Genomic DNA, 15,089 nt, shown 5'->3' with positions numbered 1-15,089 from the left:
TCACCCGTTCCTGCGGTCGGACGCGCGGCCCGGTGACAGCCGCGGCGCGCGCATCATGCCGGTGGCGGCATCGGCCAGTGCCGGGGCCTGGCGCGGGGTGGGCAGGGGACGACGGGCGTCGTTGGACAGCCGCAACAGGACCGCGAGCAGCGCATAGTTGGCGAGCAGACTCGACCCGCCGTACGCCATGAACGGCAGCGTCAGACCGGTCAGCGGGATGAGGGTGGACACGCCTCCCACCACCACGAACACCTGGATCACGACGGTGAACGCCAGGCCCACGGCCACGAGCTTGCCGAAGCTGTCGCGGATGGTCAGCCCCACGCGGATCCCGCGCAGCACGAGGATCAGGTACACCAGCAACACGGCGGTCAGGCCGATCAGGCCCAGCTCCTCCCCGACGGTGGAGGTGATGAAGTCGGTGTTCGCGAACGGCACCTGGTCGGGCCGCCCGTTGCCGAGCCCGGTACCACCCATCCCGCCGGACGCGAGCCCGAACAGCGCCTGTGAGCTCTGGTAACCGCCGGTGTCGAAGTAGGCGAACGGGTCCTGCCAGATCTGGAACCGCACCCGCACGTGCCCGAACAGGGCGTACGCGAGCACACCGCCGATCGCCACCAGCACCACGCCGATGAGCAGCCAGCTCACGCGCTCGGTGGCCACGTACAGCATCGTCAGCACGGTGGCGAAGATGAGCAGCGCCATGCCGAGGTCGGTGTTGAACACCAGTACGCCCAGCGACAGGAACCAGGCCACGATGATCGGGCCGAGGTCCCGCGCACGCGGCAGGTCCACGCCGAGCACTCGTTTGCCGGCGGTGGTGAACAGCTCCCGCTTCTCCACGAGGATGGAGGCGAAGAACACGATGAGCAGGATCTTGGCGAACTCGCCGGGCTGGATGGTGAAGCCGGGCAGGATGATCCAGTTCTTGGCGCCGTTGATCTCGGAGAACCGGGCGGGCAGCACCGCGGGGATCGCCAGCAGCAGCAGTCCCGCGAAGCCCGTGGTGTAGCCGTACCGGGCCAGCACGCGGTGGTCGCGCAGGAAGAAGAGCACGCCGGCCATGACGGCGAGCCCGATGAACGTCCACAGCAGCTGGCGGGTGACGTCCATGCCGGGCGGGTCGCTGCCGTTCGCGACCGCGCGTGACGCGTAGGCGAGGTCGAGCCGGTAGATGAGGACCAGCCCCAGCCCGTTGAGCAGCGCGACCCCGGGCAACAGGACGGGATCGGCGTAGGGGGCCAGCCAGCGGATGAGCAGGTGCGCGCCGCCGGTCAGTCCGAGGAACGCGAGCGTGATCCACAGCAGCGCGAGCGAGAGCTCCTGCTCCTGGGCGAGCTGGACGATGAGCAGTGAGAAGCCGACGATCACCGTGGCGGCGATCAGCAGGACGAGTTCCTTGCCGCGGCGCGGCCGGTCGGGGATCGCCTGCCCGCGCGGGTTGGTTGCGGGACCGGTCATGGTCAGCTCACCGCCCGGCAGTTCTCCCCGGGGACCTGCGGTGGGGCGGGACGCGCCGTGGGAGACGGCTCGCCGCCGTCCTCGCCGGGTGCGGGGTCGGCCGGCTCGGCGGTGGGATCGTCGGCGCCGCGCGGGGGAGTGTCGGCACCGGGCTCGGGATCGGCGGGATCGGGGGTCGGGGAGGGCGACGACGACGGCGCGTCGCCGGCGCCGCCCTCACCCCCGCGGATCTCCTCCTCCTCGGGCTCACAGGGGGGGAGGAGATTGTCCTGAGCGAGTCGGAGGACCTGGGAGTTGGCCTCGGACAGGCTGCCCGAGGGCATGCCGGCGCGGACGGTCTCCCGGGCGGGCTCACGGAGGTCACCGAGGGTGAACACGTCGCAGCCGGAGGGGATCGAATCCGGCTCGTGCATCGTCAGCGTGCCCTCTGGGGTCAGGCATGCGACACGGCTGACGGAGGACAGGGCGATCCCGAACACGTCTCCGGAGATGCCCCGCTTGACCACGACCTGGCTCTCCTGATCGGTGACGAAGTAGTTGCTGCGCACCAGCAGCGTCGAGACGCCCACGATCCCGGCGATCACCACGAGTACCCCGACCACGCTCAGAGCGAATCGCCAGCGGCTGCCGCGGGGCGGGTCGGCGTCGGCCTCGTCGTCGTCGGACTCGGACCCGGCAGGCCCGGCGCTTCCGGACTGCCCGCCCGAACGTCCGTCGCCGGCGCCGTCGGCGCTGTCACCGTCGGCGCCCTCGCCGTTCCGGGAGGCGACCCGGGAGCGTGAGAACGCGGCGGCCTTGCCGGCCGCGGTGGCGGAGTAGGGGTCGGCGGCGGGGTCCACGACGCCCGGCTCGTCCGAGGAGGCGGCACCCACGACCACCGGGATGACGGGGGTGTCGCGGGCGGACTCGACCACGTCGGCCACCACGACGGTGATGTTGTCCGGCCCGCCCGAGCGCAGCGCCAGCTGCACCAGACGGTCGGCGGCTTCGTCGACGGAGCCGGCGGCGAGGGTCTCCGAGATCGTCGCGGTGCTCACCGGGTCGGACAGGCCGTCCGAGCACAGCAGGTAGCGGTCGCCGATCCGCGCCTCGCGCGTGACCACGGTCGGCTCGACCGGTTCGCCGGTGAGCGCCTTGAGGATCAGTGAGCGGCGCGGATGTGAGTGGGCCTCGTCCTCCGACAGCTCACCGCGGTCGACCAGCGACTGCACGAATGTGTCGTCTTTGGTGATCTGCGACAGCTCGCCGTCGCGCAGCAGGTAGGCGCGCGAATCACCGACGTGGATCAGGCCCATGCGGCGGCCGTCGAACAGGAGCGCCGTGGCCGTGCAGCCCATGCCGTCGGTCTCGGGGTGGGCGTCGACGTGTGCGGCGATCGCGCTGTTGCCGATGGTGAGGGCCCTGCTCAGGGTGCCGGTGAGGTCCTGGCCGGGCTCGTCCTCGTCCAGCTTGGCCAGGGCCGCCACCACGAACTGGCTGGCGATCTCGCCGGCGGCGTGGCCACCCATCCCGTCGGCGAGCGCGAGGAGCCGGGGACCGGCGTAGGCCGAGTCCTCGTTGTTCTCCCGCACCATCCCCAGATGGGACCGCGCCGTGTAGACGAGTGCGGGCGTCACGCGCGTAGCTCGATCACGGTCTTGCCGATCCGGATCGGCGTCCCGGCCTCCACCTTGACCGGGGTGGTGACCCTCGATCTGTCCAGATAGGTCCCGTTTGTCGACCCGAGGTCCTCGAGGAACCAGTCAGGGCCGTGTGGAGACAATCTGGCGTGTTGGTTCGACGCGTAGTCGTCATCGATCACCAGCGTGCACGAGTCGGCCCGGCCCAACAGGACCGGTTGCTCGGACAGCGTGATGCGGGTGCCCGCCAGGGCGCCCTGCGTGACCACCAGGTGCCGGATCGTCTTGGAGCCGCGGCTGAGGAAGCCCCCCGTGCGCTCACCGCGACCGCCCGAGCGCATGCCCACATTGCCGAACACGTCGGTCCTGAGCGCGCGCAGCGTCAGATAGATGAACAGCCACAGCAAGACCAGCAGAAGGCCACGCGAAAGCTGCAGAACGAGTCCCTGCATCGCTGTTGTCCTCCCCTCGCCGGTCTGTCACCTCTACCAACGTGTCATCGTCCCCCGGGGTTCCGGGGGACATTCCGCTGTAGTGGAGGCTAGTCGAACCGTACGACGATCTCCGAGTGCCCGACGCGGATCACATCCCCGTCGGCCAATTGCCAATCCTGCACGGGTCCACCGTTGACCGTGGTGCCGTTGGTCGAACCGAGGTCGGTCAGGAGTGCCTCGCGGCCGTCGAACCGGATGTCCGCGTGCTGCCGCGACACACCGGTGTCCGGCAGGCGGAACGCCGCATCCTGACCGCGGCCGAGCAGGTTGGAACCCCGCTGCAGGCGGAAGGTGCGGCCGGAGCCGTCCTCGAGGTGCAGCGTCACCGTCAGCGATGATCGGCCCTGGGTGATCCGGGTCGGGGCGTCGGACGGGCCGCCCCAGCCGGCGCCCTGGTCGGGCTGCCGTGCCGAGACGGGATAGTTGGACGCGGGTGCCTGCATGTCGTTGCTCTCCTTGCTCGCCCACGACGAATCGGACGCGGGCGACGACGGCGCCGGGTGATCCGGGGCCGGAGCCGGCGCGGCGGCCGAGATGTGGAACGGAACGGCATCGGGATCCACGATCCCGTCGATGCGCATCTGTCCGGTGTGGAGATCATCACGCTCGACGAATGTCACGGCCACCGGACCGTACGTCTCCCAGCCCTGCTCGCCGATGTGGTCCGAGAGGTGGCGGGAGAAGGTCTTGACGGCCAGCGCCTCGTCCTCGGTGAACGACGCGTAATCGGACCGGGCCAGGGTGATGGTGTAGCTGTTGGACACCAGCAGATGTCCGTCGACCACCTTGAGGGAGGCCTCCGCCTGCTTGCGTAGCTGGGCCTCCACCTCGGCCGCGACCACCCTGCCGCCGAAGAGACGGGCGAACGCGTCGCCCACAGCGCCCTGCAGGGTCCGTTCGAACTTGCCGACTATGCCCACGTCGCGCCTCCTCTCTCTCCACATGTCGTGGCCTCTCGGGCACGACCGGTCGGGCCGCCCTCGGCGGCATCCGGTCGATCATAGAGGCGGAGGCCGCTCTAAGCACGCGCCAGAGTTGCGACTACTCGTTCGGTGATTCCCCGCGCGGAGCCGCTTACCAGCCCCCACCTGCTGATTAGTAGTGATCGGACAGGCCGTGTTACCGTATTCGAGCGTTACTCGGGCGAGTGGCGGAATGGCAGACGCGCTGGCTTCAGGTGCCAGTGTCCTTCGGGACGTGGGGGTTCAAGTCCCCCTTCGCCCACAGTCAGTCGAGATGTCCCGGATCAGATGATCCGGGACATTACTCATTTGCCCGGCTCGCTGTCTGGCAGGTTGTGCTCCGTCACTCCTGGGGTGCCGCCGCTACACCGGTTTCTGCACGCCGTGCTCGATCGGCACGAGCGAACGCAGCTGGGTGACGTGCCGCGGCTCGAGTTCCTCCACGGATCCGACCTGCAGCAGCTTCATGGTGCGCCGCACCTCGGAGGACAGGATCTCGATGGCCCGGTCCACGCCCTCGCGGCCCCCGGCCATGAGGCCGTAGAGGTAGGCCCTGCCGACGAGGGTGAACGAGGCGCCCATCGCGATGGCGGCGACGATGTCGGCGCCGTGCATGATGCCGGTGTCGATGATGATGTCCACGTCGTCCCCGACTGCCTTCCTGACCTCCGGGAGCAGGTGAAACGGCACCGGCGCGGTGTCGAGCTGACGACCACCGTGGTTGGACAGGATGATGGCGTCCACACCCAGGTCCACGAGCTTTCGGGCGTCCTCGACGTTCTGGACCCCCTTGATGGCGAGCTTCCCGGGCCACATCCGGCGGATCTCCGCGAGGTCGTCGAAGTCGATCGACGGGTCCATCGCGCTGTCGAGCAACTGACCGACCGTGCCGCCGGTGGTCGTGAGCGAGGCGAACTCCAACTTCGGCGTGGTGAGGAAGTCCCACCACCACCAGGGCCGCGGGATGGCGTCGAGGATCGTCTTGGCGGTGAGCTGCGGCGGGATGGAGAATCCGTTGCGGGCGTCCCGCATGCGGTTGCCGGCGATCGGGGTGTCGACGGTGAAGAGCAGGGTGTCGAAGCCGGCCGCGGCCGCGCGGTCGACCAGGCCGTAGGAGATGTCGCGGTCCTTCATCACGTAAAGCTGGTACCAGAGGCGACCGTCCGGCGCGGTGGCGCGGACGTCCTCAATCGACGTGGTCCCCAGGGTGGAGAGGGAGAACGGGATACCGGCAGCGGCCGCCGACCCGGCTCCGGCGATCTCGCCCTCGGTCTGCATGAGCCGGGTGAACCCGATCGGCGCGATGCCGAACGGCAGAGCGGACGGACTCCCGAGAATCGTCGTGGTGGTGTCGAGGTCCGAGACGTCGGTGAGCACGCCCGGATGGAGTTCGACGTCTTCGAACGCCTTCCGTGCGCGAGTGAGGGAGATCTCCCGGTCCGCCGAGCCGTCGGTGTAGTCGAACGCCGCGGCGGGAGTACGCCGCTTGGCGATCGCGCGGAGATCCGGAATCGACTGCGCGCGGGACAGGCGGTTGGCCCGGAAATCCAGACTCGGCTTGCGGAACTGCATGAGTTCGAAGATCTCGCTCGGCTTCGGTACCTGACGCTTGACCATGACGATCGGCCGCCTTTCGTCGTTCGTTCCCGCACATCTCGTGCCGTACGTCACACGGTAGGGGTCATCGAGCTGGTGGGCGACCGTGGCCGGATCGATCTTTGCCGCAAACAAGCCGACCCCCTCACCGCATGCGCGTTGGCAGCTCACGGGAGGGGGTCGACAGGGGCGCCCGGCGTCAGAAGAAGTTCATCCCGGAGGAGATGAGGGCGGGCCCCTCGCTGACGATGCTGCCCGTGGTGTTCTGGGCGTCCCCCACGACGATCGTGCGCATGACCGGGACGGTGTCGGTGGCGCAGTAGGTGACCAGCGAGTGCACTCCGTCCGCGATGCCGTCGGCCGAGAGCGTCACCGGGCGGGTCAGTACGGGCAGCGCCACCGGCGAGCCGGTGTCGGTGCGCAGGACGGTGGTCCGCTCGCCGGAGAGCACGTCCGAGATGTTGCCCAGATCGACGAGGTTCTTGATGTGGTCGATGACTCCGTCGGCCCGGCCGCGCTCGGCCACCACGGCGACGCAGCCGTCGACGGGGGTGGTGAGGTCGGTGAGCCCGACCTTGAAGGTGACAGACACCGAGTTGCCGTCGACGGTGTTGCTGACGGTCGCGGCGGACGCGACGCCGGCGGCGCCGACGGTGAGGGCTGCCGAAGCGGCGAGAGCTGCGGCGACGCGGGTGGCGGTTCGGGTGAGGGACATGGGGATCTCCTGTCGAGGGGGGAGGGCGGTCGCGGTCCGTCGGTCGACGGACCGTCGTGTGTGGGGTGGTCGCGCGGGGTCGACCGGTGGTCAGCTGCCCAGCGATCCGAGGGATCCCGAGCTACCGGCGCCGATCGCGAGCGAGGCGACCAGCCCGACAAACGCGAGTGAGCCGGTGGTCGGTTCGTCCGCGCCGGGGTCCGGGCCGGTGCCGGGATCGCCGTCGTCGACCACGGTGAGGGTCTCGATCGCCTCGCTCGGGGAGTGAACGTCGGGATCCGCCGGGACGAACTGGGCCCGGACCGTGTAGCTGCCGCGCCCACCGGCGACGTGGGTCAGGGTGGCCACGCCGTCGACCAGCGGGACGAGGTGGTCCTCGCCGTTGATGGTGAAACGGATTGCGCCCTCGGCGTCGGCGGGGGTCACCTCGGCGGTGAGGGTGATCTCCTCGCCGGCCTCCGCGTCCGGGGCGGCGAGGGACACGCTGGTGTCCTCGGCCACGACCTCGCCCTCCACGGTGACGGTGGTCCGGCCGGTGCCGGGTGCGTACCGGGCGGTGTCGGCGGGGGAGAAGGTGGCGACGACGACGACGTCTCCTGCCGCCGGGAAAGTGTGCGTGAGCGTGGCCGAGCCGTCGATCACGTCCACGGTGAACTCGCGTCCGCTGCCGCCGGTCTCGTCGCCACCGAGGCTGTCGTCAGCGTTGTCGTCGTCGAACCTGAACGTGACGGCCCCGGCCGCGCCGGAGGGGGTGACGGTCGCGGTGAGGGTGGTCTCCTCGCCGACCCGGGCCGGTTCGGCACCCGCGGTGACCCTGACCTGCGTCGACTCGGCCTCGACGTCCACGTCGCGGGTGTCGCTGCTGCCGGTGTACCGCTGCGGGTCGGCCGGGATGAACGTCGCGGTGATGACGCCGGCCCCGGCGGCCGGAGCGGTGAACGTGGCGACGGCCTCTCCGCCGGTCACGTCGACGGTCTGGCTCTGGTCGGGCTGGTTCTGGTCGACGAAGTCGAAGCGCACCTGCCCGTCGGCGCCGGCGGGCGTGATCCGCGCGGTGGCGGTCACCTCCCCACCGGCGGTGACCTGCACCGGGTCGAGACTCAGCGCGGTCTGCGTGGTCTCGGTCTCGACGTGCACGGTCATCTGGCCGGTGCTGCCGGTGTATCGACCGGTGTCCGTGGGCGTGAAGGTGGCGTCCACGACGTGGTCGCCGGCGATGGCGAAGGTGTGGTCGAAGGTGGCGATACCGTCGGTGACCTGCGCGGGAAAGGTCTGCTCGTCGATCGTGAAGAGGACCGTCCCGACCGCGTCGGCGGGGGTGACGGTCGCGGTGAGGGTGGTCTCCTCGTCCGGCCGTACCGGGTCGGTGTCGACGGTGACCACCGTTTCGGTGGCCTCGGCTTGCACGTCGACCGACTGACTATCGGTGCTCTCGGTGTACCGGTCGGGGTTCGCGGGGACGAACGTCGCGGTGACGGTGAGCAGCCCGGCCGCCTCGGTGGGGAGCTCGGCGGAGGCGGTGCCGTCCGCGCCGACGGGCACGCTCACGGTGTCCTCCCCGGCGGTGAACTCGACGGTGCCCGCCGCGCCGGCCGGGGTGACCGCGGCCGAAGCCAGGACGGTTCCGCCAGCGGTGACCTCGAGCGAGTTCAGCGTGAGGTCGGTCTGCGTGGTCTCGGCGGTGACGTCGACGGTCTGGCTGTCGCTGCTGCCGGTGTAGCGCTCCGGGTTGGCCGGGAGGAACGTGGCGGTGACGGTGCCCGTCCCGGCGGATTGCGCCGTGAAGGTGGCGGTGGCCTCGCCCCCCGTGACCGGTACGGTCCGGGTCTGGTCGGCGTAGTCGAAGCGGACCCGGCCGTCGGCGTCGGCCGGGGTGATCTGCGCGGTGGCACTGATCTCGCCGCCCGCGGTGACCTCGATGGGATCGAGTGTGAGTGCGGTCTGCGTGGCTTCACTCTCGACGTTCACTGTCACCTGGTCGGAGCTGGTGAGGTAGCGGTCAGTGTCGGTGGGGGAGAAGTCGGCGACGACGACGTGCTGGCCGGCGGCGAGGAAGGTGTGCTCGAGTGTGGCGATGCCGCCCGAGACGGTCGCGGGGAAGGACTGCCCGTCGATGGTGAAGCTGATGGTCCCCGCCGCGGTCTCCGGGGTGATGGCCGCGGTCAGCGTCGTCACCTGACCGGCCTGGACAGGGTCCGCGTCGACCTTGACTTCAGTGGAGGTCGAGGTCTGCTCGTACACGTAGACGGTCTGGCTGTCCGAGCTGCTGGTGTAGCGCTGCGGGTCGGCCGGGATGAAGGTCGCGGTGACCGTCATCTCGCCCGTCGAATCGGCCGGGAGCTCTACGGATGCTGAGCCGTCGGCGCCCACAGGAACGCGGACGGGATCGCCGCCGGCGGAGAACTCGATCTCGCCTTCCGCGCCGACCGGGCTTACGCTGGCCGAGGCCTGAACGGTGCCGCCGGTCAGCACCTCGACCGGGTCGAGCGACAGGTTGGTTTGTGTGGCTTCGGTCCGGATGTTGACCGTCCCATCGCGCGACGAGCCGGACCATTGGTTGGAGTTTCCGGGGACGTAGGTGGCTGTGACCGACTTTGAGCCTGTGGTGGAGAAGGACGTCGTGGTGGTCGCGACCCCGTTGACCAAAGTCGCCGTGCGGGTCTGACCGTCGACGGTGAATCGCACGGTGCCCGTAGGGGTGTTGGTGCCGTGGTTGGCGGTCACTCGCGTGGACAGGGTGACGTCCTCCCCGACTCGTCCGGTGCCTGGGCTGACGGTGACGGCCTGAGTCGTGGTTGCGACGGCGGGCAGGGTGTAGCGGATGATGTCGTTGACGCCCGCCCATTTGCGACTCGTTCGGTTCTTGTCCAGTTCAGCGCCGAATTGGAATTGCTGACCGCCCATCGCGTTGTTCGGGATCGACAGGCGAAGCCAAAAGTTCCGCGACTCGCATTTGAGGCCCAGTAGGGGCATGTCTGTCACTTCGCCGATCCACCAACTGGCGTTCCGATCATTGTGGACGTTGGTGATGTTGCCACCTGAGGAGACGAGCCCCCATCCTGACGGTGCTCGTATGCCAGCCTGGTACAGCACGGTGGCGGTATCCCAGAAACCGCACTTGTTCTGTCGAGGCGAGACTCCGATCTGCAAGTGCCCACCGGGTAGTGGTGTGCTCTGGGAGCCGTTGACTGCCAAGGTGACGTCAAAATCGCCGTCAATAGTTCTCGAGCTTGTCTGGGCAGATGCGGCAGGAGTTAGTCCTAGCATGAGGGCCAACGCCGAGACTATGCCGACCGCGATGCGTGCCAATCGCAAAGTCATCGCCGCGGTGCGCGGGTGGGCTGGACGGACGTCGACTGACATAGAAGAACTCCATCAGGGGTTGCGGGGTAGATCTCAAAGGGATCTGGACGCGTGCCGACAGCGTGTTCTTGGCCAGAAGAAGTCGACGGCGAATCGAGGGGAACTGATGCCCATAGTAATGAAATCGAGATTTAAGTAAAGCACTATTTTGTTGCCGGATCATGGATCGGCGAGACGGGCGAGAGTGCACGGTTCCCTGTGGGGGACGGGAATGTTCGGGACGAGCGGATTGCGCTGCGAATCCCGAAACCGCCAGAGAGACAGGCAGATGTACTGCCGGTTGACGGCATTTGGCAACCAGGTCAATGCCACGATAACGGCGAGCGATACATCATCGCGTGACCCGAACGAGAACCTCAGCTCCCTTGCGCGACTGAGAATCACCTATATAGTTTCGCATAGTAACTCGACAAGCGCCCAGCCCCTCTGGGCATACCCTCCGAGCATTCGAGGAATTCATGCGCCGCGTACTCGCGTGGTTTTCCGCTGCCGTCGTCACTCTCGGCGTAGCCACGGTCCCGTCGGTGGCCTCCGCTCAGACGACCCGGTCAACCACCTCGTTCGACACCACTTGCTACATCGCCGCGCCCAGCGTCGGCGGTCTGGGCGGGCCAATGGATATCACGCCTCAGAACCCGGTGCGGATCCACGTGACCGCCCCGGAGGCTGTGGACGTCGGGGACCGGTTCGACGTGACCTTCGAGATCGACCCGATCAACGTCTCACTCGAGAGTTTGCCGGGTGCCATCAGTCTCAAGCAGGCATCGAGACTCAAGCTCGACCTGCAGCGGCCCGCGGGAACGAAGCTGATCAGGTCCAGTTTCAGCGGCGGAAATATCCCGATCGCCAACGCGCAGGTCATCACCGTGAACGAAGGCGGCACACCCGACCCTAACGGGAATGTGTTGCGGCTGACAGACAGCGGTCATAACACCATCGGCAACGGTGGGAATGTCTCGCAGAGCAACCACCAGGGCCTCGGGATGAATCTGGCGGGTGCAAACTCTCTGGATTTCGAGTTCCCGCGCGTCACGCTGACCTTCGAGGCGGAGCGTGCAGGCAATGCGGACATCGGTGTCCGTACACAGGGCCAGGCGGCCGGGTATGGGCCCAACGCGGCGAGCTTCCTGACACTCCTTGCTTCCGCCAGCGTCCCGCTCCTCGGAACTCAGTGGGTCCCGGGCTACTGCAGTCCGCGCGGTTCGGCCACCGCGCCCATCGACCAGGGCGCCGCGTCGATGAAGTCGATCGAGATCGTGGGTTTGCCCACGTCGTCCACGCTCACAGGCCCGGAGAACGTCTACCTGCGCACCCCGGCCGAGTTCGTGGCTACCGTCGACCCCCGTATCGCCGGTGAGGTCGCGTTTGTCAGCGGAGCGCAGCGCGTGACGGTCCCCGTGAACACCGGCACCGGTGAGGCACGGGCCCAGCTCACGTTCACCGAGCAGCCTTCCGGGCCGGTCCGGGCGATCTTCACCCCGTCTGACACCCGGTACGCGACTGCGGTGTCCGAACTTCCGATCACGGTCGAGCGGCTGGCCACGGAAATGACACTCTCCGCGCCGGAGTCCACTAACGCCAACACCCGCACGGCAATCTCCGCCGCCCTCCCGGCTGTCGCCCGCGGCACCGTCGTCTTCCGCGGAGGTGGACAGGAGCGGGCGGTGGACGTCCGCGACGGCCGGGCTACGACCAGCCTCACGTTCACCGAGGTCGGCAGCACCGAGGTTGAGGCGGTCTTCACACCGTCGGCCACCTCGCCGTACGCCTCGGCCACGGCGTCGGCCTCGATCCTGGTGGAGGAGAGCACCGACACCACGCTGATCCTCAACGGGCTCGACGCCCCCGGCTACGTCGCCGAACCGGTGATGCTGGAAGCGGTTGTCAACCCGGCTGAGGGAACGGAGAACCCGCAGGGCCGAGTCGAGTTCGTGGCCGGTTCACAGACCCAGATTGTCGACGTGGCGGACGGCCGCGCCGCCGCCGAGTTCAGCTTCGGCCGCGCCGGCGACGTGCCGGTCTCGGCGACCTTCCACCCGACCGGGTCGGAGCAGAACCGCGCCGAGGACTCCGGAACCTTGCAGGTCATCGACGCTGCCGCCACTGATTCGCAGCTGATCGGACCAACGCAGACTCGTCCCGGGGTGGCCACGCCGTACCGGATCGTCGTAACCCCGGCGGGTGCCGAGGGCACCGCGGACGTCCGCATCGACGGCCGCGTCGTGGCCACCGATGTGGCGATCGTCGACGGCGAGGGAGTTCTCGACCTGACCTTTCCCCCGGCCGTCGCCACGGACCGTCAGGTGACGGTGGACTTCACGCCTGCTGATCCCCGGGTTCATCGCCCGCACAGTTCGGTGCACACGATCAGCGTGGCGGCGGGGGCCGTCGACGAGGACGCTCTCGAACTCACCGTGACCGGGCCCGAGGGCCCCGTGAAGGTGGGGCAGTCGGCCGAATTTCGCGTGACGGTCGCACCACAGGGCGAGCTGACCTCGGCCGATTCGCTCAACGGCTACCTCACGGTCACCAATAACGGCGAGCCGGTCTTGGGCGCCGACGGTCAGCCCGTGCGCGTCGCGGTCACCCGCGGGGTCGCCGACGTGGACGTCACCTGGACCAGCAGCTACCCACAGTCCAAGTTCCTCCAGTTCACCTACCACTCCGCGGACGGCACCGAGCGTGCTGTCGGTGGCGTAACCGTCGCCGTGACGGGCGAAGGAACCGACGACGACGGCGTCATCGTGGGCCCGGGCGCCGGCGGCAGCTCGCTGGACCTCGGATCTCTGACCGGCGGCGGCGCCGGCTCCCTCGACGCGAGCAGCCTCACCGGCTCGCTCGGCGGCTGACGGCCAGGAAAAGGACTCAACAATCATGCTTCGTAAACTCCTCGCCGCTTTGGCGGCCCTTGCCCTGATCGTGGGCCTCGCGCCTGCCGCTCACGCCCAAACGGGGCAGACCCGAATCGACGACATCCGATTTAACGTCGCTATAGATGTCGGGCAGAGCAATCTGCGTCCCGGCGGGCATGTGCGCTTCAATATCAGTGCCACTAATACCCGCGGGGGAGCGCCCCTTATTAATAACCGGGTTGTCAACACATATGGACTGACCGTGCCAGCAGGATTCACGCTGCGAGGTAGCGGGGGAACTGACTTTATCGAGGTCGGAAATCACGACCAGGGGCCGACGTATTGGGGTGGCAAGCCCCGAAACTTTACTTACCAAACTCTAGCGCCTGGTGCATCGCGATCGGGATGGCTCTCACTCAACATTCCCTCAAATGCGGATGGCGGAACTAATTTTCAGTTTGGTGTACGTGCTCACTTGGGTCTTGGCGGGAGTTGGAAACCGACCGCTGACAACGTCGTCGGCTTCACCCTGGGGGCAGTCGGAACCAACACGTCTGTGTCCGCTAACCCGGCCACCGTCGAGGAAGGCACCGCCACCACGCTCACCGCGGATGTCGGGGCGGTTCACGGCAGCAACGGGGTCACTGCCGGCGATGTCAGGTTCGAAGTAGATGGCGTCTTGCTCGGTGTGGTGCCGGTCGGCTCCAACGGCCGCGCCAGCATCCCGTACACCGCGCCGCTGCTCGACAACCGCGACCCGGTCACCCAGACAGTCCGGGCTCGCTACCTGGGAGATGCCCCGAGGTTCGCGGCTTCCGACTGGACAACGAACACGGTGCGGATCGATCCCGAGCCCAAGTCGGAGGTCACCAGCACAGTCGGCCTGACCGCCACCCGCGGGCTCGTTGAAAACGGACAACTGCCGGTCACCCTCGACGTGGCCGTCGACACCAGCAGCGGAACGGATCTGCCGGAGGGGACCGAGGTCGAGATTCTGCGCGACGGCGTCGTCGTCGACACCATCGCCGTCAACGGCGTCACGGCGACCTACACCGACCACCTCGACGCGGACGTCGCGGAGGAGACCGTCTACCGCTACACCGCGCGACTCCTCGAGTCGGAGACCTACGACACCATCTACCGCGGGGCCGAGTCCGACCCGGTCGACGTGACGCTGGCCGCCGAGACGACCCCCGAGGTCACCGTGGCCGTGGATCCGGCCTCCGTCCTGGTCGGGCGCGCAGTGGACGTGACCGCCGCCATGACCGCCGGAGGTGAACCGCTGCCCGCGGGCGCCGAGGTGATCATCCGCGCCAACGGCCGCGACATCGGCACCGTCACCACCGACGACGACGGCTCGGCGACCCTCGCCGACCACGTCTTCACCACCCCTGGCGACAAGACGATCGAGGCGGTCTTCGAGGGTGCACTGATCGACGGCATGTACTACCTGCCTGTGACCTCTGCTCCGGCCACCCTCACGGTGGAGTCGCTGCCCGAGGTCGACTCCGGCACCACCATCGAGCTGCAGACCGAGGCGACCGCAGGCGACGAGGTCACCATCACCGCGACCGTTTCCCGTCTCGACGGCCGAGAGCTCTCCGACGCCGGCACCGACGACCTCGGCTCGGTGTGGTTCTTCTCGGACGGCGAGGCGATCGGCTCGGCACCGGTCACGATCGACCGTGACACCGGCGAGGCGAGCGCGGTGTTCACGCACCGGTTCGCCGAGCGGGGTGAGTACCGCATGACCGCGGACTACTCCGGCGCCTCGGGCAGCGACGAGGTGATCGCCCCGTCCGAGACGGCCTCCGCCACCGTGGTGACGGTGACGACATCGGAGATCGTCATCGAGGAGCCCGGGCCGCCTGAGCCGGACCCGATCATGGTCGGATCGCTCGACCTCGGCAGTGTTACGGATGCGCTCGGAGAAGAGGGCCTGAGCAGCCTCACCGGCATGTTCGGAGGGAACTGACAGGCCAGCGAGCATCGCGCGAACAGTAGGCGGCCCGTCTCCAGCAGGAGGC

The 15,089-nt window shown here is 68.4% G+C and carries 9 protein-coding genes and 1 tRNA gene; 3 read left to right on the top strand and 7 right to left on the bottom strand.

The annotated features are described in order from the left end of the window. From K3888_RS07460 to K3888_RS07445, 4 genes are all read right to left on the bottom strand, one after another. Nucleotides 1–1,461: an FtsW/RodA/SpoVE family cell cycle protein gene (locus tag K3888_RS07460; protein WP_230929625.1), complete on the bottom strand. Its 1,461-nt coding sequence runs from the start codon at nt 1,459–1,461 to the stop codon at nt 1–3. A 2-nt stretch (nt 1,462–1,463) separates the two neighbouring features. Continuing rightward, a complete protein-coding gene (locus K3888_RS07455; protein WP_230929624.1) occupies nt 1,464–3,077 on the bottom strand; it encodes a PP2C family protein-serine/threonine phosphatase in 1,614 nt (537 codons plus the stop codon). Continuing rightward, nucleotides 3,074–3,532 carry an FHA domain-containing protein FhaB/FipA gene (locus tag K3888_RS07450; protein ID WP_230929623.1) on the bottom strand — a complete coding sequence of 153 codons (459 nt, stop codon included), beginning with the start codon at nt 3,530–3,532 and terminating at the stop codon, nt 3,074–3,076. Before K3888_RS07450 ends, K3888_RS07455 begins: the two co-directional genes overlap by 4 nt. Nucleotides 3,533–3,621: 89 nt before the next feature. After that, on the bottom strand, nt 3,622–4,494 hold the full coding sequence (locus K3888_RS07445) for an FHA domain-containing protein (RefSeq protein WP_230929622.1): 873 nt from the start codon (nt 4,492–4,494) through the stop codon (nt 3,622–3,624). 221 nt (nt 4,495–4,715) lie between these two features. Here K3888_RS07445 and K3888_RS07440 point away from each other — a divergent pair. Further along, nucleotides 4,716–4,798 (top strand) — tRNA-Leu (locus K3888_RS07440). 101 nt (nt 4,799–4,899) lie between these two features. Here K3888_RS07440 and K3888_RS07435 read toward each other — a convergent pair. The 3 genes from K3888_RS07435 to K3888_RS07425 all read right to left on the bottom strand — a co-directional run bounded on the left by K3888_RS07435 (nt 4,900) and on the right by K3888_RS07425 (nt 9,820). Continuing rightward, on the bottom strand, nt 4,900–6,153 hold the full coding sequence (locus K3888_RS07435; RefSeq protein WP_230929778.1) for an alpha-hydroxy acid oxidase: 1,254 nt from the start codon (nt 6,151–6,153) through the stop codon (nt 4,900–4,902). A gap of 178 nt (nt 6,154–6,331) precedes the next feature. Beyond that, the gene (locus K3888_RS07430; protein WP_230929621.1) at nt 6,332–6,847 is read right to left on the bottom strand and encodes a hypothetical protein; all 516 of its coding nucleotides are present in this window, start codon (nt 6,845–6,847) and stop codon (nt 6,332–6,334) included. 90 nt (nt 6,848–6,937) lie between these two features. Continuing rightward, nucleotides 6,938–9,820, bottom strand: coding sequence for an Ig-like domain-containing protein (locus K3888_RS07425; protein ID WP_230929777.1), 2,883 nt, complete (start codon nt 9,818–9,820; stop codon nt 6,938–6,940). Between the two features lie 1,004 nt (nt 9,821–10,824). Between K3888_RS07425 and K3888_RS07420 the strand changes: the two genes are divergently transcribed. Together K3888_RS07420 and K3888_RS07415 are read left to right on the top strand one after the other, a co-directional pair. Continuing rightward, complete coding sequence (locus K3888_RS07420; RefSeq protein ID WP_230929620.1) at nt 10,825–13,059, top strand: hypothetical protein; 2,235 nt, start codon at nt 10,825–10,827, stop codon at nt 13,057–13,059. Between the two features lie 559 nt (nt 13,060–13,618). Continuing rightward, nucleotides 13,619–15,037, top strand: a complete 1,419-nt coding sequence (locus K3888_RS07415) for an Ig-like domain-containing protein (protein WP_230929619.1) — start codon at nt 13,619–13,621, stop codon at nt 15,035–15,037. Nucleotides 15,038–15,089: the final 52 nt, after the last annotated feature.

This window comes from Dietzia aurantiaca (assembly GCF_021033825.1).
GTDB classification, from domain to species: Bacteria; Actinomycetota; Actinomycetes; order Mycobacteriales; family Mycobacteriaceae; genus Dietzia; species Dietzia aurantiaca.
The sequence above is the reverse complement of the archived record's forward strand: the minus strand, read 5'-3'. Positions and strand labels throughout refer to the sequence as shown.